This is a genomic window from Microbacterium sp. bgisy203 (assembly GCF_057706945.1).
Genome location: NZ_JBYIPF010000001.1, coordinates 589253 through 614606, shown reverse-complemented (window position 1 = coordinate 614606; position 25354 = coordinate 589253). Strand labels below are relative to the sequence as shown.

The window sequence follows — 25354 nt, the reverse complement described above, 5'->3', positions numbered from 1 at the left end:
TTTCCCAGGCTCATGAAACATCCCGGTAACATATCGGTATGCGCTCTCCCGAGCACCCCGCGCCCGAACGCGTGCTCCTGCATCTCAGCGACACGCATCTGCGCGCCCATTCCCGCATCTGGGGCGAAGTCTCCGGCGAGGAGCACCTCGCCGCCGCGCTCGCCGCGATCGAGGCCTCCGGCGTCCGCCCCGACGCGATCGTCTTCACGGGCGACCTCGTCGACCTCGGTGAGGCCGAGGCCTACGCGCGCCTGCGCGGCATGGTCGAGCCCTTCGCCGAGCGGCTCGACGCGCCGGTCGTCTGGGTCATGGGCAACCACGACGAACGCGCCGCGTTCCGCGCCGAGCTCTGGGACGACGGGTCGGGAGACCTCCGCCCGATCGATCGCGTCGACGAGTTCGACGGCCTGCGCATCGTGACGCTCGACACCTCCGTTCCGGGCGCCCATCACGGTGAGGTCACCGAAGCCCAGCGCGCGTGGCTGCGGGATGTCCTCGCGACCCCGGCTCCGCTCGGCACGATCCTCGCGATGCACCACCCGCCGGTGCCGAGTGTGCTCGCCCTCGCGGCATCCGTGGAGCTGCGCGATCAGCGTCTGCTCGAGGGCGTCGTCCGCGGCACCGATGTGCGCGCGATCATTGCGGGCCACCTGCACTACTCGACGTTCGCGACGTTCGCCGGCATCCCCGTCTCGGTCGCCTCGTCCACCTGCTACGCGCAAGACCTCACGGTGCCCGTGGGCGGCACGCGTCCGCAGGACGGCGCGCAGGCGTTCAACCTCGTGCACGTCTTCGATGACACCGTCGTCCATTCGGTCGTGCCGATCGACGCGCCCCGCGTCATGGAGTACACCGACCCGGACGCCGCGCAGGCACGCCTGCACGATGCCGGGATCGAGGGCGTCAGCGTGGCGCGGGAGCCTCGCCGCCACCCCGCGCTGCACTGACCGCGGCCGCACCGGTCTTCTCCGCGGCCCGCCCAGCCGGGTGCGCCGAGCGTCCGGTCGCCCGCTCCCACGGGGCGGGGATCGGGAACATGCGCTCGAGCGTCGCGCGGAGCGTCTGCACCCGCAGCTGCTCGGGCAGCTCCTGCGCCCCTCCGTCGTTGAGGCAGAACATGTCGACGTCGCCCTGCCGTTCGAGGCGCTGCATCTCGCCGAGAGATGCGGCCATCGTCGTCTGCACGTACCGCACGCGCGGCACGGTCGTCGCGATCGCGCGGCCGGTCATGAGCGCGAAATAGTGGTACAGGCTGTTCGTGACCGACACGTCGGTCGCACTCCGGAAGCGGGATGCCGCAGTGCGCGCGATGTCGGCGGGGAACGCGTCTTCGAGCTCGCGCATTACCGAGCGGCGCAGCGGCGCGGCGCAGTGCTCCAGGTCGCGGAGGATGACGCGCCCGAACCGATCCTCGAGCAGCGCACGGTTGACCCGCAGCGCGTTGTCGTGACCGGAGCGGTGCGCGAGGGAGGGGCCGGTGCCGATGCGGACCGGGCATTCGACGAATTTCGAGACGCCGGCGGCCGTGAAGAAGAGCTCCGGGCCCACGGGGCGGGCGAAGAACATGTCGTCGTTCGAGTAGAGGAAGTGCTCGGCGAGACCCTCGATGCGATGCAGCTGCGCCTCGACGGCGTGCGAGTTGTGCGTCGGGAGGACGCTCGGGTCGGCGAAGAACTCCTCGCTGCGCACGATCGTCACCTTCGGGTCGTCGCGGAGCCACGCGGGGGCGGGCGAGTCGGTCGCGATGAAGATCCGCCGCACCCACGGGGCGTAGAGGTGCACACTCCGCAGGGCGTAGCGCAGCTCGTCGACGTGGCGGAAGCGCGCAGGTCCGTCATCGCCCTCGCCGACGACGTACTCTGCCATCTGCGCGGCGCGCTGACGCTGGAACTCGCTGGAGGAGCCGTCGACCCACGAGAAGACCATGTCGATGGGGAAGTCGATCTCGTCGGGCTGCAGGTCGAACATGCCGCGGAGCGTCGTCCACGCCCGGCCTTCCCGCTCCACCGTCACGTGCTCGACGTCGGCGGCGACGAAGACCCGCCGGGTCAGGGCGTTCGCGCGCGGAGCGTGGACGACGCCGTCCTCCGTCCGCCAGAACTCCAGCCGCACCGCCTGCGCGGCGCCGAAGGTGAGCGATCCCGCCCGGCGCGGGCGGTAGACGCGGATCGCCTCGGCTCCGGCATTCGTGCGGATGGCATCCGTGCGCGTGTCGTCGAGATCGACAGCCAGGTGCGCCGTGCCTCCGCGCGGTTTGACGTACAGGGGTTCGTCGGCGCCGCAGCGGCGCAGGGCCGCGTACGCGTCGGCGCGTCGTGCCGCGTCGACGACGAGCGCGAGGTCGCGCACCCCGTGGCGGATGAGCAGCACGGGGATGCCGGCGGTCTCGAGCGCCTCGGCGATCATCAGCAGGTCGGCGCGCTGCGCCTCGGCGGGCGTGGCCTGATCGAGCAGGCGCACCGTCCCGTCGTGCACTTCGATGTCGGGGCGGGAGAGCAGGTTCTCCCAGCGGTGACGTTCGGCCGGCAGCGCTGTCAGCTCGGTCATCACGGTCCTCCGTTCGCACCGGCGGGGGTGCCGGATGGTGTCACGCTAGGCCGCGGTCGTTTCGGGACTGTTTCGGGGCGGCGCCGGCTCGGCGCGGGCGACACCCGCCCGCGCCGGGCGCCCGCTCGATAGCCTGAACGGGTGACCGACACCGAAGACCGCTTCCCGCCCTCGCGCGGGGGCGACATCCACCGCCCGTACACCGCGGCGGCCGACCGCTACGACGGTGCGCAGTTCCGACAGGTCGGCACGAGCGGCCTGTATCTGCCGCCGATCTCGCTCGGACTGTGGTGGAACTTCGGCGACAACATCCCGTTCGACGACCAGCGTGCGCTCCTGCGGCACGCGTTCGACCGGGGCGTCACCCACTTCGACCTCGCCAACAATTACGGACCGCCGTACGGCTCGGCCGAGACGAACTTCGGGCGCATGATGCGCGAGGACTTCGCGCCGTACCGCGACGAGCTGATCATCTCGTCGAAGGCCGGCTGGGACATGTGGCCCGGCCCCTACGGCACGTTCGGCTCCCGCAAGTATCTGATCGCGAGCGCCGAGCAGTCCCTGCAGCGGATGGGCGTCGATTACGTCGACATCTTCTACTCGCACCGCTTCGACCCGGTCACCCCGCTCGAGGAGACGATCGGCGCGCTCGACACGCTCGTGCGCCAGGGTAAGGCGCTCTACGTCGGCATCTCGTCGTACTCGGCCGAGCGCACGGTCGAGGCGAAGGCGATCGCGCGCGCACTCGGCACGCCCCTCGTCATCCACCAGCCCGCGTACTCGATCCTCAACCGCTGGGTCGAAGACGGGCTCACGGGCGCGCTCGAAGAGGAGGGCATGGGCGCAATCGCGTTCACGCCGCTCGCGCAGGGCCTCCTCACCGACAAGTACCTCGGCGACGGGACGGCCGAGCGTGCGCAGCAGCGCTCCTCGCTTCCCGGCGGACGACTCAGCGACAGCGCCCTCGCTGCCCTCCGGAGTCTCGACGTCATCGCAAAAGAGCGGGGCCAGTCGCTCGCGCAGATGGCGATCCAGTGGGTACTGCGGGAGCCCGTCGTCGCCTCGGCGCTCGTGGGTGCGTCGCGTCCCGAGCAGCTCGACGAGAATCTCGCGGCGCTCGAAGGCCCGGCGTTCACGATCGACGAGCTCGAGCAGATCGATCAGGTCGCCGACGCGATCGACGTGGACCTCTGGGCCGGATCGGCGACCGCGTGAGCGGCGACCCGCGCGGCGGCGGCGCGCTCCACCGCCGCGTGCACGCCCGCGCCCCCGGCAAGATCAACGTCTTCTTCGAGGTCGGCGGCGTCGGCGACGACGGCTACCACCCGGTGGCTTCGGTCTACCAGGCGGTGTCGCTCTACGAGGATGTCTGGGCCGAGGCGTCCGCGGAGTACACGATCGCCGTCACGGGCGACGTGGATGTGTCGGGCGTGCCGCTGGACGAATCGAACCTCGCGGTGCGTGCGGCGCGGCTCGTCGCGGGGCGTCTGGGGTGGGACGGCGGCATCCACCTCGACGTCCGCAAGGGCGTGCCGGTGGCGGGCGGCATGGGCGGCGGGTCGGCGGATGCCGCCGCCGCGCTCGTCGCCGTCAACGAACTGCTCGAGGGGCACCTGAGCCCGCTCGAACTGCAGGGGCTCGCCGCCCAGCTCGGCGCCGACGTGCCCTTCGCCGTCCTCGGGGGCACCGCGATCGGCACGGGGCGCGGCGACGAACTCGCGCCCGCTCTCGCGCGCGGCCGCTTCGACTGGGTGCTCGTGACGAGCGACGAGGGGCTCTCGACGCCCGCCGTGTACGGCGAGCTCGACCGCCTGCGGAGCCTTCCCGACATCACGCCCGACTACGGCGTGCCGCGCATCGACCCGGGCGTCCTCCAGGCGCTCCGGGGCGGCGACGTCACGGCGCTCGCCGGCGCCATCCACAACGATCTCGAGCGAGCGGCGCTCTCGCTCCGTCCCGGCCTCGGCGACCTGCTCGCCGAGGGTCGCGCGGTCGGCGCCCTCGCGAGCGTCGTGTCGGGCTCGGGCCCCACGGTCGCGCTGCTGGCGGCGGATGCCGATGACGCGCGCCGCCTCGCCGATGCGGCCGCGAGCCGGCGACTCACCGCTTTCGCGGCGCACGGCCCCGTGCAGGGCGCGCGCATCGTCGCGCCCTGACGGGCTTTCCGCCCACGCCCACACCCACGAACGGAAGCTCCATGACCGATCTGACCGATACAACTGCCGACCTCGCCGCCCGTCACCACGATGCGCCGATCGACGGCGAGATGCACGACGCGCTGGCCGCGGGAGGCCTCGCGGTCGCCCGCGTCGACGACGCCGACCGCACGCAGACCGACCGCTGGCTCGACGCCGTCGCCCGCGGGTTCCTCGACGCCGAGCCGAGCGACGCGCAGCGCGAGATCCTCGCGACCGGCGGCGGGTACCGCCGGAAGATCGGCGTCTACGACGCCGCCGGCGTCCTCGCCGACACCCCGGTCGCGAGCTTCGCGTCGTGGATCACGGAGCTCACCGTGCCCGGCGGCACGCTGCCGGCGTGCGCGATCTCGGCGGTCACGGTGGCTCCGACGCACCGGCGGCGCGGCATCCTGCGCGAGGTCATGGCCGGCGAGCTGCGCATCGCGGCCGAGTTCGACGTGCCGATCGCCGCGCTGACGGTCAGCGAGTCGACGATCTACGGGCGTTTCGGGTTCGCTCCCGCCGCGCACGCGACCCGATGGGAGATCGACACACGCCGCGCCGGGTGGGTGGGGCCGGTCGCGCCCGGGCGCGTCGACTTCATTACCCGCGAGGCGGGCCGCGACCTGACCCGCGCGCTCCACGACCGCGTGCGACTGTCGACACCGGGCGAGATCGCGCTCCCGCCGGGCCACGAGGACCGCTTCTTCGGCACGCGCGCCGATGCGAAGAAGAGCGACGAGCTGCGCGTCGTGCAGTACCGCTCGGTGTCGACCGACGGGGCATCCGGTGAGGTCGACGGGCTTGCGGTGTACCGGGTCAGAGAGGGTGAGCACGACTTCGCGGCATCCACGCTCGACCTCGCCTACCTCCTCGCCGCGACCGACGAGGCGTACGCCGGGCTCTGGCGGTTCCTGCTGCAGCTCGACCTCATCGGCACGGTGCGCGCGTCGGAACTCGCCGTCGACGAACCGCTCTGGTGGATGATCGCCGATCAGCGCGCCGCGTCGATCTCGGTGCGCGATCACCAGTACCTCCGGATCCTCGACGTCCCCGCGGCGCTCGGCGCCCGCCGCTACGACGTCGCCGACAGTGTCGCGTTCGAGGTGACCGATCCGCTCGATCTCGCCGCGGGAACGTTCGTGCTGCTCGTCGACGAGAGCGGCGAGGCATCCGTCGACCTCGTCGACGAACCGCCTCTCGGCATCCCGCTCGTGCGGCTCGGCGTCGCGGATCTCTCCGCGCTGCTGGTCGGGGGAGTGTCGGCCGTGACCCTCGCGCGCGCCGGCCGCCTCGAGACGGAGGATGCCGACCGCATCGCGCGCCTGTTCCAGACCACCGCGGCCCCGCGATTGAGCTTCTGGTACTGAGTCCACCCGCGCGGTCGCTCCGAAAGCAGGGCCGATCGCGCTGTGTCGTCCGTTCGCGCGCCGCCGAGACGCGTCGGCCCTGCTTTCGGAACGGTTCCCGCGGGTCTCGGAATGGTTCCCGCGGGTTCGGAACGGTTCCCGCGGGATGCCGCCCCGCCGCCTCGCGTAGCCTGGGAGGGACATGGCACACCTCCTCGGCGGCGAGAGCCTCCATCTCGAATATCCCACCAAGGTCGTCTTCGACGGCGTCTCGCTCGGCGTCGACGAGGGCGACCGCATCGGTATCGTGGGGCGCAACGGCGACGGCAAGTCGAGCCTGCTCGCGATGCTCGCGGGGCGCCTGGAGCCGGATGCCGGGCGGGTCACCGTCCGCGGCGGCGTCCGGGTCGGGGTGCTCGACCAGGCCGACACGCTGCCCGACGACGAGACGGTCGGGCACGCGATCGTCGGCGACACGCCCGAGCACGAATGGGCGGGCGACGCGCGGACGCGAGAGGTGATCGCCGGCCTCGTCTCCGACCTGCCGTGGGATGCCGCGCTGGGCACGCTCTCGGGAGGGCAGCGCCGCCGGGTCGCCCTCGCGCGCGTGCTCAGCGGCGACTGGGACGTCCTCGCCCTCGACGAGCCGACCAACCACCTCGACGTCGAAGCCATCGCGTGGCTCGCCGAACACCTCAAGACCCGCTGGTCGCGCAACACCGGCGCCCTGCTCGTCGTGACGCACGACCGCTGGTTCCTCGACGAGATCTCGACGACGACGTGGGAGGTCCACGACCGCATCGTCGAGCCTTTCGAGGGCGGATACGCCGCGTACATCCTGCAGCGCGTCGAGCGCGACCGGCAGGCCGCCGCGATCGAGCAGCGCCGGCAGAACCTCGCCCGGAAGGAGCTCGCGTGGCTCCGCCGCGGCGCGCCCGCCCGCACGTCGAAGCCGAAGTTCCGGATCGATGCGGCGAACGAGCTGATCGCCGACGTCCCCGAGATCCGCGACCGGGTCTCGCTGCAGTCCCTCGCCGTCTCCCGGCTCGGCAAGGACGTCGTCGACCTTCTCGAGGCGGGGGTCTCGTACGACGGCCACGACGTGCTGCGAGACGTGGAATGGCGCGTCGCGCCGGGCGAGCGCACCGGCATCCTGGGCGTCAACGGGGCGGGCAAGTCGACGCTCCTCGGCCTCGTCGCCGGCACCGTCGAGCCGACGAGCGGGCGCGTCAAGCGCGGCAAGACCGTGAAGGTCGCGACCCTCACACAGCGGATGGACGAACTCGACGAGCACCTCGACGAGCCGGTGCGCGTCGTCATCTCGCGTCTGCGCACGAGCTACACGATCGGAGCGGGGTCGAAGGCGACCGAGCTCACCCCGGGGCAACTCCTCGAGCGCATGGGGTTCAGCTCGGCGCAGCTGTCGACGCCCGTCAAGGACCTCTCCGGTGGTCAGCAGCGGCGCCTGCAGCTGCTCCTCATCCTGCTCGACCAGCCGAACGTCCTGATCCTCGACGAGCCGACCAACGATCTCGACACCGACATGCTCGCCGCGATCGAGGACCTGCTCGACTCGTGGGCGGGAACGCTCCTCGTGGTGAGCCACGACCGGTACTTCCTCGAGCGCGTCACCGACCAGCAGTACGCCGTGCTCGCCGGCGCGGACGGCGCAGGACACCTCCGGCATCTGCCGGGAGGGATCGACGAGTACCTGCGGCTGCGCGCGGCGCAGCGGGCGCAGGCGGATGCCGGTGCGCACGCTTCTCCGGCATCCGCCGCACCCGCTGCCGCGGAGGCGGCGACGCCGACGCTCTCGGGCGCCGAGCTGCGCGCCGCGCAGAAGGAGCTGCAGGCCGCCGAACGACGGATCGAGAAGCTCACGGCGCAGGCGGATGCCGCGCGCACCGCGCTCGCCGAGCACGACCAGTCCGACTACGTCGGCCTCGGTGACAAGATGCGGGCGATCGGCGAGCTGGATGCCGAGATCGCGACGCTCGAGGAGCGGTGGTTCGCCCTCACCGAGGAGATCGGCTGAGCGCTCTCGCACGCCGACACGCGTGGGTCAGGTGTCGAAGCTGAGGCTGAGCTTGCGCAGCAGCGCGGCGAGGCGTTCGCGGTCACCGCGCGAGAGGATGCCGAGAAGCTCCGCCTCGGCGTCCACGAGCCGCGTGATGGCCGCGTCCACGCGGGTGCGGCCGTCCTCGGTCAGCGTCACCAGCACGCTCCGCCCGTCGGCGGGGTCGGACTCGCGGCGCACGAGTCGGCGCCCGACGAGCCGGTCGATGCGGTTGGTCATCGTGCCGCTCGAGACGAGCGTCTGCTGGAGGAGCTGCTTGGGGCTCAGCTGGTAGGGCTCGCCCGCGCGGCGGAGGGCCGACAGGACGTCCCACTCCCAGGGTTCGAGGTCGCTGCGACGGAACGCCTCGCGACGCGCGCGGTCGAGGTGCCGCGAGAGCCGGTCGACGCGCGAGAGCACCTCGAGCGGCGAGAAGTCGAGATCGGGTCGCTGCGACATCCACGCATCGACGATGCGGTCGACTTCGTCGTGCTCGGTGGCCATCGCACCATTATCGCGGGCGGCGCGCGGAGCACCGAGCGAGCACAGATTCACCGCATCGGAAGGGCACAGGCGACCCCATTGACCCCGCACGAGGCCGTCCCTGACGTGACACGTGCGGCGCCCGGATCGGGACGGGTGTTCGGACACGCGGCCTCGCGACGTCGCATCCATTCAACGAGTCAGGAGAAGTGGATGTACCGGAGCAACGGCAATTTCGAGGCGTATGCCACGCCGCTCAAGCCCGAGGGGCTCGAGAACAAGCGCGCGTTCTTCGTCGGGTCGGGCCTTGCCGGCCTCGCCGGCGCGACGTTCCTCATCCGGGACGCGGGCATGGCGGGTGACCGCATCACGATCTACGAGGAGCTGGCCCTTCCCGGCGGGAGCATGGACGGCATCCTCGACGAGCACAAGGGATTCATCGTCCGCGGCGGCCGTGAGATGGAGGCCCACTTCGAGACGCTGTGGGACCTGTTCCGGTCGGTGCCCTCCCTCGAGAACGAGGGGCAGTCGGTGCTCGACGACATGTACCACATCCACAAGATCAACCCGAGCTCCAACCCCAACCGCGCCACGGACCACCAAGGTCAGCGCATCCCGAACCAGAAGGACCTCAGCCTCACCCCGCAGGCCGTGAAGGAGCTCATCGATCTCGCACTCACGCGTGAGGTGGACCTCCAGGACAAGCGGATCGACGAGGTCTTCGGCGAGGAGTTCTTCCAGTCGAACTTCTGGCTCTACTGGGCGACGATGTTCGCCTTCGAGCCCTGGGCGAGCGCGATGGAGATGCGCCGGTACATCCTGCGCTTCGTGCACCACATCTCCACACTGGCCGACCTCACCTCGCTCCGCTTCACGCAGTACAACCAGTACGAGTCGCTCATCCTCCCGCTCGTGGAGAACTTGAAGAAGCACGGCGTCACGTTCGTCTACAACGCAGAGGTGAAGAACATCGTCGTCGACGTGACGAACGGCGCGAAGGTCGCCACACGCCTCGAGCTGACCCGTGACGGCGAGGACGAGACGGTCGAGCTGACCGAGGACGACTGGGTGTTCTCCACGAACGGCTCGATCACCGAGTCGAGCACGTACGGCGACAACGACACTCCGGCGCCGGTCGAGAAGGACAACGGCAGCTCGTGGAAGCTCTGGAAGGCCCTCGCCGCTCAGGACAGCGCGTTCGGCAAGCCGGAGAAGTTCTGCGAGAACATCCCCGACGCCAACTGGACCATCTCGGCGACGGTGACCCTCACCGACGACAAGATCGCGCCGTACATCCAGAAGCTCACGGGGCGCGACCCGCGCGACGGCAAGATCGTCTCGGGCGGGCCCATCAGCTTCGCCGACTCGGCGTGGCTCTACGGCTTCTCGATGAGCCGCCAGCCCCACTTCAAGGTGCAGGACCCGCAGAAGGAGCTCGTCGTCTGGCTGTACGGCCTCTTCAGCGACAAGCCGGGCGACTACGTCAAGAAGACGATCCGCGAGTGCACGGGCGCGGAGCTGTGCGCGGAGTTCCTCTACCACCTGGGCGTCCCGGTCGACGAGATCGACGACCTCGCGCACAACTCGGCGTCGACGGTGCCCTGCAACATGCCGTACATCACGTCGTACTTCATGCCGCGCGCGCTCGGCGACCGCCCCGAGGTCGTCCCCGAGGGGTCGAAGAATCTCGCGTTCCTCGGGAACTTTGCGGAAGTCCCCGTCGACACGGTCTTCACGACCGAGTACTCGGTGCGGACGGCGATGGAGGCGGTGTACCAGCTGGCGAACGTCGACCGCGGCGTGCCCGAGGTCTTCGCCTCGTCGTTCGACGTGCGCGTGCTCCTCAGCGCGCTGTACTACCTGAACGACCGCAAGAAGCTCAGCGAGCTGAAGCTGCCGTTCATGGAACGCCAGATCGGCAAGGCCGCCCTCCACAAGGTGAAGGACACCTACCTCGAGGAGATCCTGCAGGCCGCGAACCTCGTCTGAGGCTCCGTCCCGCGACACGAACACGCACGCCCGTGCGCGGGCTCGGCCCGGTCGATGGCAGACTGGGAGAGCCCGCGTGCGGGCGTTCCGCCGTGGTGTAACGGCAGCACGACAGCCTTTGGAGCTGTGAGGACTAGGTTCGAATCCTGGCGGCGGAGCATGACGAACACCACCGCATCAGAGCCGATCGCAGACCGACTCGACGAATCGCTGGCCATCGTGATCCTCGCGGCCGGTCAGGGCACCCGTATGCGCTCGGCGCTGCCGAAGGTGCTGCACCGCATCGGCGGCCGCCCGCTCGTCGGGCATGTCCTCGACACCGCGCGCGATCTCGCGCCCGGCCACGTCGTCGTGGTGGTGCGCCACGAGCGCGACCAGGTCGCGGAGGCGGTCACCGGCATCTCCGACCGCGTCGTCGTCGTCGACCAGGACGAGGTGCCGGGGACCGGTCGCGCCGTCGAGGTGGCTCTGGCGGCGCTCCCCGGCTCCGACGGGCGCGGCTTCGACGGCGACGTCCTCGTGCTCTCGGGCGACGTGCCGCTCCTCGACGCCGACACGCTCATCTCGCTCGTCCGCGACCATCGCGCCTCGCACGCGGCGATTACTCTACTGAGCGCGATCGTCGACGATCCGAGCGGCTACGGGCGCGTCATCCGCGGCGTCGACGGCGCGGTCGAGCGCATCGTCGAGCAGAAGGATGCCTCGGCGGCCGAGGCCGCCGTCACCGAGATCAACGCCGGGGTCTACGTCTTCCAGGGCGCGCCGCTGCGCGCCTACCTCGCGCGCGTCGGCACCGACAACGCGCAGGGCGAGAAGTACCTCACCGACGTCGTCGGTCTTGCGCGGAGCGAGGGGCTGCCGGTCGCGGCATCCGTCGTCACCGACGTGTCGCTCACCCTCGGGGTCAACGACCGCGCGCAGCTCGCGGAGGCGGGGCGGCTCCTGAACGCCCGCACCGTGCGCCGCTGGCAGCTCGCGGGGGCGACGATCCAAGACCCCGCGACGACGTGGATCGATGTGACCGCCGAGCTCGCGCCCGACGTCACCGTCCTCCCCAACTCGCACATCCTGCGCGCGACGGTCGTCGGCTCCGGCGCGATCATCGGCCCCGACACGACCCTCGAGGACTGCGAGGTGGGGGAGGGGGCGACCGTCCGTCGCACCGACGCGACCCTCGCCGTCATCGGGGCCGGTGCGAACGTGGGGCCGTTCGCGTACCTCCGGCCCGGCACGGTCCTCGCCGCGAAGGGCAAGATCGGCACGTTCGTGGAGACGAAGAACTCCACGATCGGCGAGGGCAGCAAGGTGCCGCACCTCTCCTACATCGGCGACACGACGATCGGTCGGGGCGTCAACCTCGGCGCCGGCGCGATCACCGCGAACTACGACGACATCGCCAAGCACCGCACCGAGATCGGCGACGAGGTGCACTCCGGCTCGCACAACGTGTTCGTCGCGCCCGTTAGGATCGGAGACGGCGCCAAAACGGGCGCCGGCGCGGTCATCCGCAAGGACGTGCCCGCCGGTGCGCTCGCTCTGAGCGTCGCCCCCCAGCGCAACGTCGAGGGCTGGGTGGAGAATCATCGACCGGGAACGGCGGCGGCGGATGCCGCGGCACGCGCCCGGTCCGCACAGGAAGCGGTCGATGGGCAAGAAGAAGCCTGAGCCCCAGCGTGACGACATCGCCCCCGGGCTCGTCGTCAAGACCAAGAAGCGGCTCGTCGTCGCAGCGGGGAGTTCGCACCCCGAACTCGCCCAGGCCGTCGCCGAGCAGCTCGACACGGCGCTCGTCCCGACCGAGCACCGCACGTTCGCGTCCGGTGAGATCCTCACCCGGTTCGAGGTGTCGGTGCGCGGTTGCGATATCTTCCTGATCCAGTCGTTCGGGCCGCCGGTGAACGAGTGGATGATGGAGCTGCTCATCATGCTGGATGCCGCCAAGCGCGCATCGGCCAAGCGCATCACCGTCGTCGCGCCGTACTACCCGTACTCGCGTCAGGACAAGAAGGGCCGAGGCCGCGAGCCGATCAGCGCACGCCTGGTCGCCGACCTGTTCAAGACCGCCGGCGCCGACCGCATCATGAGCGTCGACCTCCACGCCGCCCAGATCCAGGGCTTCTTCGACGGCCCCGTCGACCACCTCTTCGCCAAGCCCGTGCTGCTGGAGTACTTCCAGGAGACCCTGAGCGCCGAAGACCGCGCGAAGCTCACGGTCGTCTCGCCCGACACGGGGCGCGTGCGCGTCGCCGACCAGTGGTCCGACTCGCTGAGCGCCCCGCTCGCGATCATCCACAAGCGCCGTGACCCGAACGTGGCCAATCAGGTCACCGTCAACGACATCGTCGGCAACGTCGAGGGGCGCGTCTGCCTGCTGGTCGACGACATGATCGACACCGGCGGCACGATCGTGAAGGCGGCGCAGGCGCTCAAGGCTCACGGTGCCGAACGGGTCATCGTCGCGGCGACGCACGCGGTCTTCAGCGACCCCGCCGTCGAGCGTCTCCAGGACGGCTCGATCGACGAGGTCGTCGTCACCGACACGCTGCCGCTTTCGCCCGAGAAGCGGTTCCCGGGCCTGACGATCCTCCCGATCGCGCCGCTCCTCGCCCGCGCGATCAAGGAAGTCTTCGAGGACGGCTCGGTCACGAGCATGTTCAACGGCGAAGCCTGAGGCGCGTCCGAAGCGGTTGCGGTGTGTCGACGCGCTCCGCTCGTTCGACGACCGTGAGGTGCGACTTCTCCGAGCGTTGCGCGCGCCGCGCAGCGCCGAGTCGAAACGGCGATGCGCGCGGGCTTAGGATCGCGGCATGGCCGCATCTCTCGTCGACGCCGAGCTGACCGTCGCGCGCCCGTACGCGCTCGAGTCCGAGGAGGTCGAACGAGGGCTTCGCACGGGAGAGAACGGTCTGAGCCGCACCGAGGCCGCCGAGCGGCTCGAGATCGCGGGACCGAACCTGCTGCCGGAGCCGAAGCGCAGCCCCGCGATCGTCCGCTTCCTCAGCCACTTCAACGACACGCTGATCTACATCCTGCTGGCCGCCGCCGTCATCAAGGCGGTCATGGGCGACTGGCTCGACTTCTGGGTCATCATGGCCGTCGCGATCATCAATGCCGTCATCGGCTACGTGCAGGAGGGTCGTGCCGAGAAGGCGCTCGCCGGCATCCGCGGCATGCTCTCCGCCGACGCGACCGTGCGCCGCGACGGATCGTGGACGACGATCGCGGCGCGCGATCTCGTCCCCGGCGACATCGTGCGCCTCATGCCCGGCGACAAGGTCCCCGCCGACCTCCGGCTCACCGCCGCGGTGCAGCTGCGGATCGACGAGGCCGCCCTCACCGGGGAGTCGGTTCCGGCGTCGAAGCAGACGAACGCCGTGCCGGAGGATGCCGGGGTCGGCGACCGCGCCTCGATGGCGTTCTCGGGGACCATCGTGTCGGCGGGACAGGGGCGCGGGGTCGTCACCGGCACCGGTGCACACACGGAGATCGGCAAGATCCAGGCGCTCGTGGGCGAGGCGGGAAGCCTCGCGACGCCGCTGACGAAGCAGCTCGACGCGTTCGGCAAGGTGCTGACCCTCGTCATCCTCGGGATGGCCGGCATCATGATGCTCATCGGGCGGTACCTCCACGACATGCCGTTCGCCGAGCTCATCTCGGCCACGATCGGTTTCGCCGTCGCGGCGATTCCCGAGGGGCTTCCCGCGCTCGTGACGATCACCCTCGCGATCGGCGTGCAGCAGATGGCCAAGCGCAAGGCCATCACCCGCAAGCTCCCTGCCGTCGAGGCTCTCGGCTCGGTCACGACGGTCTGCTCCGACAAGACGGGAACGCTCACCAAGAACGAGATGACCGTGCGCTCCATGGTCACCCCCCTGGCTCGGTACGAGGTCTCCGGGCTCGGGTACGACCCCGAGGGTGAGATCACTCCCGCGGGAGGGCGCGATCTCACAGCGCTCCTCGCTGTCGCCGACCTGTGCAACGACGCGCAGCTCGATCGGGTCACCGGGCCCGACGGCGGCGTGGGCTGGGCGCTGGTCGGTGAGCCCACGGAGGGGGCGCTGAAGGTCGTCGCGATGAAGGGCGGAGCGTCGGATGCCGACACGAAGCGCCTCGGCGTCGTGCCGTTCGACTCGGCCAACAAGTTCATGGCGACCCTCAACGAGGCGCCTGACGGATCCCGCGCGATCCTCGTGAAGGGCGCTCCCGACCGTCTGCTCGAGCGCTCGCTCACGCAGCGCGGCGAGGGCGGCTCGGAACCCCTCGACATCCCATTTTGGGAGGCCGCGATCGACGACCTCAGCGCGCAGGGGCTCCGCGTCCTCGCCGCGGCGCGGAAGCCCACGAAGGCGGACGACGTCCAGATGGACGACCTCGAGGACCTCGAGTTCCTCGGGCTCTGGGGCATCCTCGACCCGCCCCGCCCCGAGGCGATCGAGGCGATCGCCGACTGCCACGCCGCCGGCATCCGCGTGAAGATGATCACGGGGGATCACGCCGGGACCGCCGTCGCGATCAGCCAGGAGATGGGGATCATCGACGATCCCGAGCACGCCGCGGTGCTCACCGGCGCCGAACTCGAAGCACTCAGCCAAGATGAGCTCGCGAAGGTCGTGCAGGACGTCGACGTCTACGCGCGCACGAGCCCCGAGCACAAGATCCGCATCGTCCGCGCGCTGCAGTCGCACGACGAGGTCGTCGCCATGACCGGCGACGGCGTCAACGACGCGCCCGCACTCACGCGGGCCGACGTCGGCATCGCGATGGGCATCAAGGGCACCGAAGCGACGAAGGAGGCCGCCGAGATCGTCCTCGCCGACGACAACTTCGCGACGATCCGCAGCGCCATCCGTGAGGGGCGGCGCATCTACGACAACCTGCGGAAGTCGGTCGTGTTCCTCCTTCCGACCAACGGCGCGCAGTCGCTCGTGATCCTCATCGCCGTCGTCTTCGGGCTGACGCTGCCGCTCACGCCCGTCCAGGTGCTGTGGGTCAACATGGTGACGGCGGTCACCCTCTCGCTCGCCCTCGCGTACGAACCGGCCGAGAAGGGCATCATGTCGCGTCCGCCGCGAGGTGCGGGCGGGTCGATCATCTCCGGGCGCGAACTCGTCTTCGTGCTCCTCGTGTCTCTGCTGATCGGCGGGGCGACCCTTGCGGTCTTCGGGATCTCGCTCGCGAACGGCACCGACCTCGGCGTGGCACGCACCGAGGCGGTGCTGATGCTCGCGCTCGGGCAGCTCGCGTATCTGTTCAACTGCCGGTTCCTGATGCGGTCCAGCCTGACGCTCGACGTCTTCCGGGGCAACCCCGCGATCTGGTGGTCCGCGGGCGCGCTCGTCGTCCTGCAGGTGATCTACACCTACGTGCCGTTCATGAACGTGCTGTTCGGCTCGGAGCCGCTGGGGGTTCGCGAGTGGTTGATTCCCCTCGCGATGTCGGTCGGGATCTTCCTGGCGGTCGAGGTGCTGAAGGCGTTCCGGCGGCGCGGCGATGAGCACGCGAACGCGCGGCTCTATGCAAACGCATAGGCGCGACTGATCCTCCGCCCGCGCCGCGCCGTTAGCGTGGAAGCACGCCCCCGCCCCCGCGGACGGCACGACAGAAGGAGGACCGTCATGATCCGCACCACCGTCGCCCCCCGCCCGCGCGGCACCCGTCCCGTCCGGGTCGGCGTCGCCGCGGCATCCGTCGTCGGCATCGCCGCGCTCGCCGGTTGCGCTGCCGGCGACAGCGACGCCGCGGCCACGCCCGAAGAGTCCGCCGCCACCACGCCCTCCGTCGCGCCCAGTGCGTCGGCGACCGCGTCGGCGACCGGCTCCGCGAGCAGCGGAAGCACCTACGTCGACGGCACCTACACGGCCGACGGCTCGTACGCGACGCCCGAGTCGGTCGAGACCATCAGCGTCACCGTCACCCTCGAGGGCGACGTGATCACCGACGTCGAGGTCACCGGCGACCCGCAGAAGCGCGAGTCGGAGGAGTACCAGGGCCGCTTCATCGGCGGCATCAGTGACGTCGTCGTCGGAAAGGACATCGACGAGATCTCCGTCTCGCGCGTCGCCGGGTCCTCGCTCACGAGCGGCGGCTTCAACGACGCGATCGAGACGATCAAGGCCGAAGCGGCGGCGTGATGGCGGGCGCCCGCCCTGCCCCGGCCGCCGCGTCGCCGGCGGTCGCCACGCACGCCTTCGACGCGATCGGGACACGCTGGCGGATCGACACCGAGCGCCCGCTCGACGAGGCGATCGTCGCGCGCATCGACGACGTCGTCGAGCGGTTCGATCGGGAGTGGTCGCGATTCCGGGTCGATTCGGTGGTCTCGGACCTCGCCGACCGGGCGGCGATAGCGCCGGCGACGGTTCCCGCGCCCCGGGATGCCGCGGCGATGCTCGACCTCTACGCCGCGCTGTCCGAGGCGACGACCGGCGCCGTGAACCCGCTCGTCGGCGACGCGCTCGCCCGCCGCGGGTACGACCCGGCCTCCTCGCTCGTCGATTGCGGTGCGGAGCCCGCACCCGCCCGCTGGCGGGAGCTTCTCGGGTGGGACGGCGACCGACTGCGGCTCGCCGAGCCCGCGACGATCGACGTCGGCGCGCTCGGCAAGGGGCGTCTCGTCGACCTCGTCGGCGCGGTGCTCGCCGAGGCATCCCTCTCGCGCTTCACGGTCGACGCGAGCGGCGACCTGCTCCTCCGTGGCGGCGGTGCGGGCGGTGCGGTCGATCCGGGGGAGCGCATCGCGCTCGAGCACCCGTTCGACCCGTCGCGCGCGATCGGGGTCTGGACCCTCGCGGAGGGAGCGCTCTGCGCGTCGGCGGTCGGCCGGCGCGCCTGGCCCGGCGCCGACGGCGGCGGGCTGCACCACGTCCTCGACGCGCGCACGGGCGAGCCCGTACGGACGATCGCGGCGACCTGGGCGACGGCCCCCGACACCATGACCGCGGACGCGGCCGCCACGGCGCTGTTCTTCGCCGGCGGAGAGCGCTTTGCCGCGGCGCACGGTGTGGAGTGGGTGCGCATGGCGACCTCGGGCCGCGTCGAGTGGTCGCCCGGATGTGGGGCAGAGTTGTTCACGTGAACTCCTCCCTGACCGCCCTCTGGAATCGCGCGTTCGCCGTCGTTGGCCGTGTGTCGATGTACCGCCTCGTCGTCCTCGCGCTCGGCGCCCTCGGCCTCGTCGCGTTCGTCCTGTCGTTCTTCGGGGTGCTCGCCCCGACGCCGATCGAGCTGATCGTGTCGGCGGCCGTGCTGGCCGCCGCGTGCGCCGCGACGGATGCCGTCGCGCACCGCATCCTCGCGAAGGGCTGGCGCTGGGAGTCCTCGCTCATCACGACCCTCATCCTGCTGTTCATCCTGCGGCCGACGCTCGAACCTCTCGCCCTCGTCGGGCTCGTGATCGCGGGCGTCGTGGCGTCGGCATCCAAATACCTCCTCGCATGGCAGGGTCGGCACATCTTCAACCCGGCCGCGGTCGGTGCGGCGTTCCTCACGATCCTCAGCATCTGGCTTCCCGCGCTCGGCGCCTCGTCGTGGTGGGTCGGCACGCCCTTCCTCGCGGTGCCGGTGCTGCTCCTCGGCCTCGTCGTTCTCGTCCGCACCGAGAAGGTGCGCGTGATCGCCGTCTTCTTCGTGATCGCGGTGGCGGTCGCGTTCGTCCGCACCTCGGTGCAATACGACCAGGCCGGCCTCACCTTCGACGCCGGGACGGTCTTCTGGGCGCTGCTGTGGGCGTCGCCCTTCCTCTTCCTCGGCGCGTTCATGCTGTCGGAGCCGCTCACCCTGCCGCCGCGCCGCTGGCAGCAGTTCACGGTCGCCGCGGTCGTGGGCGTCCTCGCCGGGTGGCCGATCGACCTCGGTCCGATCACTCTCGGGCAGGAACGCGCGCTGCTCATCGGCAATCTCGTCGCCTTCGCGTTCACCGTGCGGACGGCGGTGCGCCTGACGTTCCTGCGCCGTGAGATCCTGACGCCGACCGTGCGCGAGCTCGTCTTCCGCGCCGAGGGGCGCTTCCGTTTCGCGGCGGGCCAATACCTCGAGCTCGAGGTGCCGCACCCGCACCCCGACGCGCGCGGCACGCGCCGCGAGTTCTCGATCGTCTCCGCGCCGGCGGAGCTGCCCGAGGTGCGCATCGCCCTGCGTGAAGGCTCGCAGTCGAGCTACAAGAAGGCGCTCGCCCTGATCGAGCCGGGGGAGCGCCTCGCCGTCACCGGCGTGTGGGGCGACTTCGTGCTGCCCGCGCGGCCGTCCGCGCCCGTCCTCATGGTCGCGGCGGGCATCGGCGTGACACCGTTCGTCTCGCAGCTGCGACAGATGCGCCTCACCGACGAGGACCGCGACGTGGTGTTCGTGTACGTCGCCTCGGATGCCGAGGAGCTCGCGTTCCGCGAGGATCTCGAAGCCGCCGGCATCCCGGTCATCGTCTTCACGCGCACCGAGCCGGCGGACCTTCCGCCGCACTGGCGCTGGGCGCGTGGCGTGCGGCTCGACGCCGACGGACTCCTCGAGGTCGTGCCCGACATCGGCAGCCGGCACGCGTACATCTCGGGCCCTCCCGGGCTCATCGCCGATCTTGCTCCCGCGCTCGAGAAGGCCCGCTCGATCACGACGGACGCCTTCTCGGGGTACTGACCAGGTGCCGGGTGTCTTCGTCGGCGCAGATCGTCCTCATCGGGCGTTGTGACGACGATTCGCGCCGACGAAACCCCGCGTGACCACGATTTGCGCCGACGATATCCCCTCAGATCGACCTGCCCTCAGGCGCCCGGGTCGGCGGGTTTGGCGGGCAGGCGCACCTCGAACGCCGTCTCACCCGGACGGCTGCGCACCGAGATCGTGCCGCGGTGCGCCGTGACGATCGCCTTCGCGATCGAGAGGCCGAGTCCCGTCCCTCCCGTCTGCCGCGCGCGCGAGAGATCGGCGCGCGAGAACCGCTCGAACAGCTCGTCGGCGATCGCGGGGTCGATCCCCGGGCCGTCGTCGACGACCCGGACGACCGCCTGATCGCCGGTCTGCGCCACGCTCGCCGTCACAGCGACCCCCGTCGGTGTGTGCACGCGCGCGTTCGTGAGCAGATTCGCGATCACCTGGTGCAGGCGCGTCGCGTCGCCCGCGACGACGACGGGTTCTTCGGGGACGTCGATGATCCACTCGTGGTCGGGACCGGCCGCCTGCGCGTCGGCGACGGCGTCGACGACGACGCGCGTGAGGTCGACGGCCCCGTAGACGAGCTCCTTGCCCTCGTCGAGTCGTGCGAGCAGCAGCAGGTCTTCGACGAGCGTCGTCATCCGCAGGGATGCCGCGTGGATCCGCTCGAGTCCCTGGCCGGACTGCTCGGCGCTCGCGACGAGCACGGCGGGGGAGGCTCCGGCATCCTGCGCCTGGGCCAACGCCCGGAGCGAGAGCTCCGAGTACCCGCGGATTGCGGCGAGCGGCGTGCGCAGCTCGTGGCTCGCGTCGGCGACGAAGGCGCGCATGCGCTCCTCGTTGCGCTGGCGCGCCGCGAGCGAGGTGTCGACGTGGTCGAGGAGGGAGTTCAGCGCCGCGCCCACCGCGCCGATCTCATCGGACGGGTCGGCGTCGGATGCCGGGACGCGCTCGGTGATCTGCACGTCGCCCGCGTCGAGCGGCTGCGCTGCGACGCGCGCGGCGGTGTCGGCGACGGAGTGCAGGGGCCTCAGCGAACGGCGGATGACGAGCGCGATGATCGCCGCGAGGATGAGGAGGCCGCCCGTCGTCACGAGGCCGACCGTCACGACGATCTGCGCGATGGTGGCGTTGACGGTGGAGACGGGGAGGCCTGCCGCGACGAGGTAGAGACCGCCGACCTGGCTCGTGTACATCCGATAGGTGCCGATGTCATCGAAGGTCACGTCCGCGTATCGATCACCGTCGAATGCGTTGGCCACGCGCGTGATCTCCTCATCCGTGAGCTGCACGACGCGGGTGTTGCCGTCCGCGAGATAGGCCCCGTCGATGCCGCTCGTCGACTGCACCACGAGCACGAGCCCGGGTGGAACCTTGCCCTCGGTCAGGGTCTGGGTCGCGGTCGCAGCGCCGGCGATCCCCCCGGGCTGACGCATGAGCTGCGACCCGGCGAGGCTCGTCGCCTCGCGGACGTTCGTGTCGAGCTGGGCGGAGAGGATCGTCCCGAGGATCGCCCCGGTCGCGAGGCCCACCGTCAGCAGGATAACCGCGACCGACGAGACGACGGTCACGATGAGGCGGGTCTGCAGACTCCAGCGCCGCACGGGGTGCGCCGGAGCGGTCACTGGGGCGCTTTGATCATGTAGCCGACGCCGCGCACCGTGTGGATGAGGGGCTCGCGCCCGGCGTCGATCTTCTTGCGGAGGTACGAGATGTAGAGCTCGACGACCGACGAGCGGCCGCCGAAGTCGTAGTTCCATACGCGGTCGAGGATCTGCGCCTTCGACACCACGCGGCGCTGGTTGCGCATGAGGTAGCGGAGGAGTTCGAACTCCGTCGCCGTCAGCTCGATCTCGGTGCCGTCGCGTTCGACTTCGTGGGAGTCCTCGTTGAGCGACAGGTCGCCGACGCGCAGGACCGGGTCCGACCCGCCCGCGGTCGCGGTGCCGGCGCGGCGCATGAGGCCCCGCAGACGCGCGACGACCTCTTCGAGGCTGAACGGCTTCGTGACGTAGTCGTCGCCGCCGGCGGTGAGTCCCGCGACGCGGTCGGCGACGGCATCCTTCGCCGTGAGGAAGAGCACGGGCACGTCGTTGCCCGACCGGCGCAGACGCTGCAGCACGGCCACGCCGTCGAGGTCGGGCATCATGACGTCGAGGACCATGGCGTCGGGGTCGAACTCGCGCGCGACGTTGAGGGCGTCGAAGCCCGAGCCTGCGGCGCGCACCTCCCAACCCTCCATCCGCAGCGCCATCGACAGCAGGTCGGTGAGCATCTGCTCGTCGTCGACGACGAGGACGCGGAGCGCCGATCCGTCGGGACGGCGGAGCGAGGGGGCGGCGGCGGGAGTGCTCATGCACTCATTGTGATGCGCCGACTGTGAGGTCTCTATGGCGCGAGCTATGCGCATCCTGTGAACCCGCCGCTCCCACCCGACCTCTCTTCTCCCGATACGGCATGCAGCGCGCGACGCGGGCGCCCGTCCGGCGCGCTGCATGCCGTTTCGCGGTGGGCCGGGATACAGGTGGCCAGGGATACATAGGGGGCGCTGAGGGATGCCTGGGCGCGCGCATCGGAGCGATTCGTACCGTCGTCTCGTCGGCGCCGGATGCGCCTGGAGGGGGGACCCATGTACGGGACGTATCTGAGGCGTGAGCTGTCGGGCCGGAAGAAGCAGACGGCGATCGTCGCGATCGGGCTCGCGATCGCGATCGCTCTCGTGATCATCGTGAACGCGCTTTCGGCGGGCGTGCGCGACGCGCAGAGCCAGGCGCTGTCGTCCGTCTACGGAGTGGGCACGGACCTCACGGTCACCGGCGCGGAGCAGCAGCCGGGCCAACGCTCCGGCGAGGGCGGGGGACCGGGCGGCCGCTTCGACTTCGGCGAGGACGGCGGAGAGACCTCTGCGGACGGCACGACCACGCTCAACCAATCGCGACTGACGACCGACTTCCGGCGCGGCACCCTCGATGCCGGCGTCGTCTCGCAGGTGTCATCGGTCGACGGGGTCGCGGCGGCGACGGGCGCCCTCAGCCTCACGAACATGACCTTCTCCGGAGAGCTGCCGCAGCGCCCGGACGCCCGCACCGATGCCGGAACGGATGCCGGAGCCGACGCCGGCACGGCGCCGGGTCAGGGTCAGACGGATCAGGGCCAGACGGGCCAGGACGGTCAGGGCGCAGCTCCCGGCGGCGGTTTCGGCGGCGGGTCGTTCGACGTCGACTCATTCACGGTGCTCGGGATCGACCCCGGCGCGTCCTCCGTCGGGCCGATGTCCTCGGTGTCGCTGAGCGGCGGGCGCGCGCTCACCGCCGACGACGAGGGAACGGACGTCGCCGTCCTCGACGCGACCTACGCGACGAGCGCGGGACTCGCAGTGGGCGACACGATCGATGTCGGCGGCACGAGCTTCGAGGTCGTCGGGATCGTCGCGTCCGCCTCGTCCGACGCCGACACCGCCGCGAACGTCTACATCCCGCTCGACGTGGCGCAGACGCTGTCGGGCGCGGGGGACGTCGTATCGACGATATACGTGCAGGCGTCCTCGAGCGGCGACATCGCCGCCGTGCAGGCGAGCCTCCAGGACGCGCTCCCGGATGCGACGGTCAGCTCGCAGTCAGAGCTCGCCGCGACCGTGTCGGGGTCGCTCTCCAGCGCGAGTGCCCTCATCACGAACCTCGGCACGTGGCTGTCGGTCATCGTCCTCGTCGTCGCCGTCGCACTCGCCGTCCTGCTCACGATCTCGGGGGTCACGCGGCGTACCCGCGAACTCGGCACGCTGAAGGCGATCGGCTGGTCGAACCGCCGCGTCGTCGGCCAGATCGCGGGCGAGTCGGTCGTGCAGGCGCTGATCGGTGGTATCGCCGGCATCCTGCTCGGCCTCATCGGTGTCGCGATCATCAACCTCGTCTCGCCGACGATCTCCGCATCGACCGCGACACCGTCCGGGCCCGGCCGAGGCGGCGCGGGGATGGGTCAGGGTGGCCCGGGCGGGATGCCGGGCGGCGGGTTCGGCGACCTCGCCTCCACGGCGTCGGACGTCGTGCTGCACGCGCCGCTGTCGCTCTGGATCGTCGTCGCGGCCCTCCTTCTCGCCGTCGCCGGAGGCCTCGTCGCGGGTGCGTTCGGCGCCTGGCGCGCGGCGAGACTCAGCCCCGCCGAGGCGCTCCGTGCCGTCGCGTGACCGCGCGCGCACCGGCATCCACCCCAACACGCCGATTCCCACACCCGAGGAGGACGATATGACGATCATCGACGAGAACACGACGGATGCCGCAGCGCACGCGGCCCAGCCCGCGTACCGCCTGCGCGGGGTCGGGAGGACCTACCGGCAGAAGGGACGGGAGGTGCGTGCGCTCGAGAACGTCGATCTCGAGATCGACGCCGGCGACTTCGTGACCATTCAAGGCCCGACGGGCGGCGGGAAGTCCACGCTCCTGCAACTGCTCGGCGCGCTCGACGTGCCGACGACGGGCCACGTCCTCATCGACGGGACCGACCTCGCCGACGCGTCGGCCGGAACCCTCGAGCGGGTGCGCGCGCACGACGTGGGGTTCGTGTTCCAGGCGTTCAACCTCATCCCGACCCTCACCGCCGCGGAGAACGTCGACATGGGGCTCGAACCCCTTGGGCTCGACCGGGAGGAGCGGCGCCGACGCGTCGCCGATGCCCTCGCGCGAGTCGACCTGACCGAGCGGGCCGACCACCGCCCCGGGGAGCTCTCGGGCGGCCAGCAGCAGCGCGTCGCCATCGCCCGCGCGATCGCGAAGCGTCCGCGCGTGCTCCTCGCCGACGAGCCGACCGGCAACCTCGACGAGCAGATGCGCGACGAGATCCTGGCGGTGCTCGAGGGGCTGAACGCCGAGGGACTCACGCTCGTCGTCGTGACGCACGACTCGGCCGTCGCGCGGCGCGCCCGCCGCCGCCTGCGCCTCGAGAAGGGCGTCGTGCGCGACATCACCCGCTGACCCCCGCCCCCACTGCGCCCGCCGTCTCGGGGATCCGGGCCGGAGCACGGGAGTGGGACCGGGCGGGACGGGAGTGCCGGGAATAGGGTGGCCACATGCCCCTGACCTCGTCTGGAACACAGCCGCACTGCGTCGTCTACGACGGCCACATCGCCTTGCCCGACGACCCCGCGACACTCCACGACCCCGCGGCGGCGCTCGCCGTCGCCCGGCGCCTGGGCGGCATGCTGTGGGTGTCGATGACGAGCCCCTCCGACGCGCAGGTGCACGATCTCGCGGCCGCGCTCGAGCTCGCGCCGCTCGGCGTCGCCTCGACGCTGCGCACCAACCAGCGTTCGAAGCTCGACCGGTTCGGCGACCACCTCTACGTCGTGCTGCAGCCCGCGCAGTACGACGACGCCGCCGAGACCGTCGAGTGCCACGAAGTCGACGTCATCGTCGGTGATGATGTCTTCGTCGCGAGCTCCTCGGACGGTGCTGTCGACATCGAGGCGCTGCGGGCGAAGGTCGAGGAGCATCCGGACAACCTCGATCGCGGCCCCTACGGCGTGCTCTGGGGCGCCTTCGAGTTCGTGACGCGCGGCTACCGCGGCGTGCTCGACGGCGTGGAGCACGACATCGACGAGATCGAAGAACAGCTCTTCGGCGATGACGAAGACGTCTCGCGTCGCATCTTCGCGCTGCAGCGCGAGGTGATCGACCTGGGCCACGCGACCGCGCCCCTCGAGGACATGCTCGACCGGCTGCAGCGCCTCGTCGACGACCGCACCGACGCCCCGTCGCCGCCCGCTTTCGCCGAGATCGCCGATCGCGCGCGCTACATCGACGCGCGCGTGTCGGCGTTCCGCTCGACGCTCGACAATGCGCTCACGGTGCACGCGACGATCCTCGACGGGCGCCGCAACGACGCGATGCAGCGCATGACCGAGCAGAGTATCGAGCAGAACGACCAGGTGAAGAAGATCTCCTCCTGGGCCGCGATCGGCTTCGCGCCGACGCTCGTCGCCGGCATCTACGGCATGAACTTCCGCTACATGCCCGAACTCGAGCAGACGTGGGGTTACCCGTTCGCGCTTGCGCTCATGGTCGCCGTGAGCGCGGCGCTTTACGTCGCGTTCAAGAAGAAGGACTGGCTCTAGCCCCGCC

At 70.9% G+C, this 25354-nt stretch carries 19 protein-coding genes and 1 tRNA gene; 16 read left to right on the top strand and 4 right to left on the bottom strand.

Features of this window, described 5'->3' with window-relative positions:
* Positions 1-38: 38 nt before the first annotated feature.
* Positions 39-947 (top strand): phosphodiesterase, encoded by a 909-nt coding sequence (locus tag AC3ENQ_RS02975; protein WP_431801515.1) that lies wholly within the window; start codon positions 39-41, stop codon positions 945-947.
* Here the strand turns inward: AC3ENQ_RS02975 and AC3ENQ_RS02970 are convergent.
* A complete protein-coding gene (locus AC3ENQ_RS02970) occupies positions 904-2547 on the bottom strand; it encodes a stealth family protein (RefSeq protein ID WP_431801513.1) in 1644 nt (547 codons plus the stop codon). The genes AC3ENQ_RS02975 and AC3ENQ_RS02970 overlap by 44 nt on opposite strands.
* 141 nt (positions 2548-2688) lie before the next feature.
* Here AC3ENQ_RS02970 and AC3ENQ_RS02965 point away from each other — a divergent pair, with 141 nt between their 5' ends.
* The 4 genes from AC3ENQ_RS02965 to AC3ENQ_RS02950 all read left to right on the top strand — a co-directional run bounded on the left by AC3ENQ_RS02965 (position 2689) and on the right by AC3ENQ_RS02950 (position 8108).
* Complete coding sequence (locus tag AC3ENQ_RS02965; RefSeq protein ID WP_431801511.1) at positions 2689-3762, top strand: aldo/keto reductase; 1074 nt, start codon at positions 2689-2691, stop codon at positions 3760-3762.
* Positions 3759-4703: a 4-(cytidine 5'-diphospho)-2-C-methyl-D-erythritol kinase gene (locus tag AC3ENQ_RS02960; RefSeq protein ID WP_431801509.1), complete on the top strand. Its 945-nt coding sequence runs from the start codon at positions 3759-3761 to the stop codon at positions 4701-4703. The genes AC3ENQ_RS02965 and AC3ENQ_RS02960 overlap by 4 nt, the downstream gene beginning before the upstream one ends.
* A 41-nt stretch (positions 4704-4744) precedes the next feature.
* Complete coding sequence (locus AC3ENQ_RS02955; protein WP_431801507.1) at positions 4745-6094, top strand: GNAT family N-acetyltransferase; 1350 nt, start codon at positions 4745-4747, stop codon at positions 6092-6094.
* Positions 6095-6275: 181 nt separating this feature from the next.
* Positions 6276-8108 carry an ABC-F family ATP-binding cassette domain-containing protein gene (locus tag AC3ENQ_RS02950; RefSeq protein WP_431801505.1) on the top strand — a complete coding sequence of 611 codons (1833 nt, stop codon included), beginning with the start codon at positions 6276-6278 and terminating at the stop codon, positions 8106-8108.
* A gap of 27 nt (positions 8109-8135) precedes the next feature.
* On the opposite strand, the gene AC3ENQ_RS02945 is transcribed toward AC3ENQ_RS02950, so the two are convergent.
* On the bottom strand, positions 8136-8633 hold the full coding sequence (locus AC3ENQ_RS02945; RefSeq protein WP_431801503.1) for a MarR family winged helix-turn-helix transcriptional regulator: 498 nt from the start codon (positions 8631-8633) through the stop codon (positions 8136-8138).
* 192 nt (positions 8634-8825) lie between these two features.
* Between AC3ENQ_RS02945 and AC3ENQ_RS02940 the strand changes: the two genes are divergently transcribed.
* The 8 genes from AC3ENQ_RS02940 (at position 8826) to AC3ENQ_RS02905 (ending at position 19226) form a co-directional block, all read left to right on the top strand.
* The gene (locus AC3ENQ_RS02940) at positions 8826-10601 is read left to right on the top strand and encodes an oleate hydratase (protein ID WP_431801501.1); all 1776 of its coding nucleotides are present in this window, start codon (positions 8826-8828) and stop codon (positions 10599-10601) included.
* Between the two features lie 86 nt (positions 10602-10687).
* Positions 10688-10759 (top strand) — tRNA-Gln (locus tag AC3ENQ_RS02935).
* Between the two features lies 1 nt (position 10760).
* The gene (glmU, locus tag AC3ENQ_RS02930) at positions 10761-12266 is read left to right on the top strand and encodes a bifunctional UDP-N-acetylglucosamine diphosphorylase/glucosamine-1-phosphate N-acetyltransferase GlmU (RefSeq protein ID WP_431801499.1); all 1506 of its coding nucleotides are present in this window, start codon (positions 10761-10763) and stop codon (positions 12264-12266) included.
* Positions 12247-13272 carry a ribose-phosphate diphosphokinase gene (locus AC3ENQ_RS02925; RefSeq protein WP_431801497.1) on the top strand — a complete coding sequence of 342 codons (1026 nt, stop codon included), beginning with the start codon at positions 12247-12249 and terminating at the stop codon, positions 13270-13272. Before glmU ends, AC3ENQ_RS02925 begins: the two co-directional genes overlap by 20 nt.
* A 136-nt stretch (positions 13273-13408) precedes the next feature.
* Positions 13409-16129 (top strand): cation-translocating P-type ATPase, encoded by a 2721-nt coding sequence (locus AC3ENQ_RS02920; protein WP_431801495.1) that lies wholly within the window; start codon positions 13409-13411, stop codon positions 16127-16129.
* An 87-nt stretch (positions 16130-16216) separates the two neighbouring features.
* Entirely contained in the window at positions 16217-16732 is a 516-nt protein-coding gene (locus AC3ENQ_RS02915; RefSeq protein WP_431801493.1) for a hypothetical protein, read from the top strand.
* Complete coding sequence (locus AC3ENQ_RS02910) at positions 16732-17676, top strand: FAD:protein FMN transferase (RefSeq protein ID WP_431801491.1); 945 nt, start codon at positions 16732-16734, stop codon at positions 17674-17676. Before AC3ENQ_RS02915 ends, AC3ENQ_RS02910 begins: the two co-directional genes overlap by 1 nt.
* Positions 17673-19226, top strand: coding sequence for an FAD-dependent oxidoreductase (locus tag AC3ENQ_RS02905; RefSeq protein WP_431801489.1), 1554 nt, complete (start codon positions 17673-17675; stop codon positions 19224-19226). The genes AC3ENQ_RS02910 and AC3ENQ_RS02905 overlap by 4 nt, the downstream gene beginning before the upstream one ends.
* A 125-nt stretch (positions 19227-19351) precedes the next feature.
* Here the strand turns inward: AC3ENQ_RS02905 and AC3ENQ_RS02900 are convergent, their stop codons facing one another.
* A complete protein-coding gene (locus tag AC3ENQ_RS02900) occupies positions 19352-20866 on the bottom strand; it encodes a sensor histidine kinase (RefSeq protein ID WP_431801488.1) in 1515 nt (504 codons plus the stop codon).
* On the bottom strand, positions 20863-21597 hold the full coding sequence (locus AC3ENQ_RS02895) for a response regulator transcription factor (RefSeq protein ID WP_431801486.1): 735 nt from the start codon (positions 21595-21597) through the stop codon (positions 20863-20865). Before AC3ENQ_RS02895 ends, AC3ENQ_RS02900 begins: the two co-directional genes overlap by 4 nt.
* A 273-nt stretch (positions 21598-21870) precedes the next feature.
* Between AC3ENQ_RS02895 and AC3ENQ_RS02890 the strand changes: the two genes are divergently transcribed.
* From AC3ENQ_RS02890 to AC3ENQ_RS02880, 3 genes are all read left to right on the top strand, one after another.
* On the top strand, positions 21871-23424 hold the full coding sequence (locus AC3ENQ_RS02890; RefSeq protein WP_431801484.1) for an ABC transporter permease: 1554 nt from the start codon (positions 21871-21873) through the stop codon (positions 23422-23424).
* A 58-nt stretch (positions 23425-23482) separates the two neighbouring features.
* On the top strand, positions 23483-24208 hold the full coding sequence (locus tag AC3ENQ_RS02885; RefSeq protein ID WP_431801764.1) for an ABC transporter ATP-binding protein: 726 nt from the start codon (positions 23483-23485) through the stop codon (positions 24206-24208).
* Between the two features lie 95 nt (positions 24209-24303).
* Complete coding sequence (locus tag AC3ENQ_RS02880) at positions 24304-25347, top strand: magnesium and cobalt transport protein CorA (protein ID WP_431801482.1); 1044 nt, start codon at positions 24304-24306, stop codon at positions 25345-25347.
* Positions 25348-25354: the final 7 nt, after the last annotated feature.

What these genes read in the sequence shown, in the direction of transcription:
- AC3ENQ_RS02975 (WP_431801515.1), top strand. Translation starts at nt 39, where the DNA reads ATGCGCTCTCCCGAGCACCCCGCGCCCGAACGCGTGCTCCTGCATCTC.
- AC3ENQ_RS02970 (WP_431801513.1), bottom strand. Translation starts at nt 2,547, where the DNA reads ATGACCGAGCTGACAGCGCTGCCGGCCGAACGTCACCGCTGGGAGAAC.
- AC3ENQ_RS02955 (WP_431801507.1), top strand. Translation starts at nt 4,745, where the DNA reads ATGACCGATCTGACCGATACAACTGCCGACCTCGCCGCCCGTCACCAC.
- AC3ENQ_RS02950 (WP_431801505.1), top strand. Translation starts at nt 6,276, where the DNA reads ATGGCACACCTCCTCGGCGGCGAGAGCCTCCATCTCGAATATCCCACC.
- AC3ENQ_RS02945 (WP_431801503.1), bottom strand. Translation starts at nt 8,633, where the DNA reads ATGGCCACCGAGCACGACGAAGTCGACCGCATCGTCGATGCGTGGATG.
- AC3ENQ_RS02940 (WP_431801501.1), top strand. Translation starts at nt 8,826, where the DNA reads ATGTACCGGAGCAACGGCAATTTCGAGGCGTATGCCACGCCGCTCAAG.
- glmU (WP_431801499.1), top strand. Translation starts at nt 10,761, where the DNA reads ATGACGAACACCACCGCATCAGAGCCGATCGCAGACCGACTCGACGAA.
- AC3ENQ_RS02925 (WP_431801497.1), top strand. Translation starts at nt 12,247, where the DNA reads ATGGGCAAGAAGAAGCCTGAGCCCCAGCGTGACGACATCGCCCCCGGG.
- AC3ENQ_RS02920 (WP_431801495.1), top strand. Translation starts at nt 13,409, where the DNA reads ATGGCCGCATCTCTCGTCGACGCCGAGCTGACCGTCGCGCGCCCGTAC.
- AC3ENQ_RS02915 (WP_431801493.1), top strand. Translation starts at nt 16,217, where the DNA reads ATGATCCGCACCACCGTCGCCCCCCGCCCGCGCGGCACCCGTCCCGTC.
- AC3ENQ_RS02910 (WP_431801491.1), top strand. Translation starts at nt 16,732, where the DNA reads ATGGCGGGCGCCCGCCCTGCCCCGGCCGCCGCGTCGCCGGCGGTCGCC.
- AC3ENQ_RS02895 (WP_431801486.1), bottom strand. Translation starts at nt 21,597, where the DNA reads ATGAGCACTCCCGCCGCCGCCCCCTCGCTCCGCCGTCCCGACGGATCG.
- AC3ENQ_RS02890 (WP_431801484.1), top strand. Translation starts at nt 21,871, where the DNA reads ATGTACGGGACGTATCTGAGGCGTGAGCTGTCGGGCCGGAAGAAGCAG.
- AC3ENQ_RS02885 (WP_431801764.1), top strand. Translation starts at nt 23,483, where the DNA reads ATGACGATCATCGACGAGAACACGACGGATGCCGCAGCGCACGCGGCC.
- AC3ENQ_RS02880 (WP_431801482.1), top strand. Translation starts at nt 24,304, where the DNA reads ATGCCCCTGACCTCGTCTGGAACACAGCCGCACTGCGTCGTCTACGAC.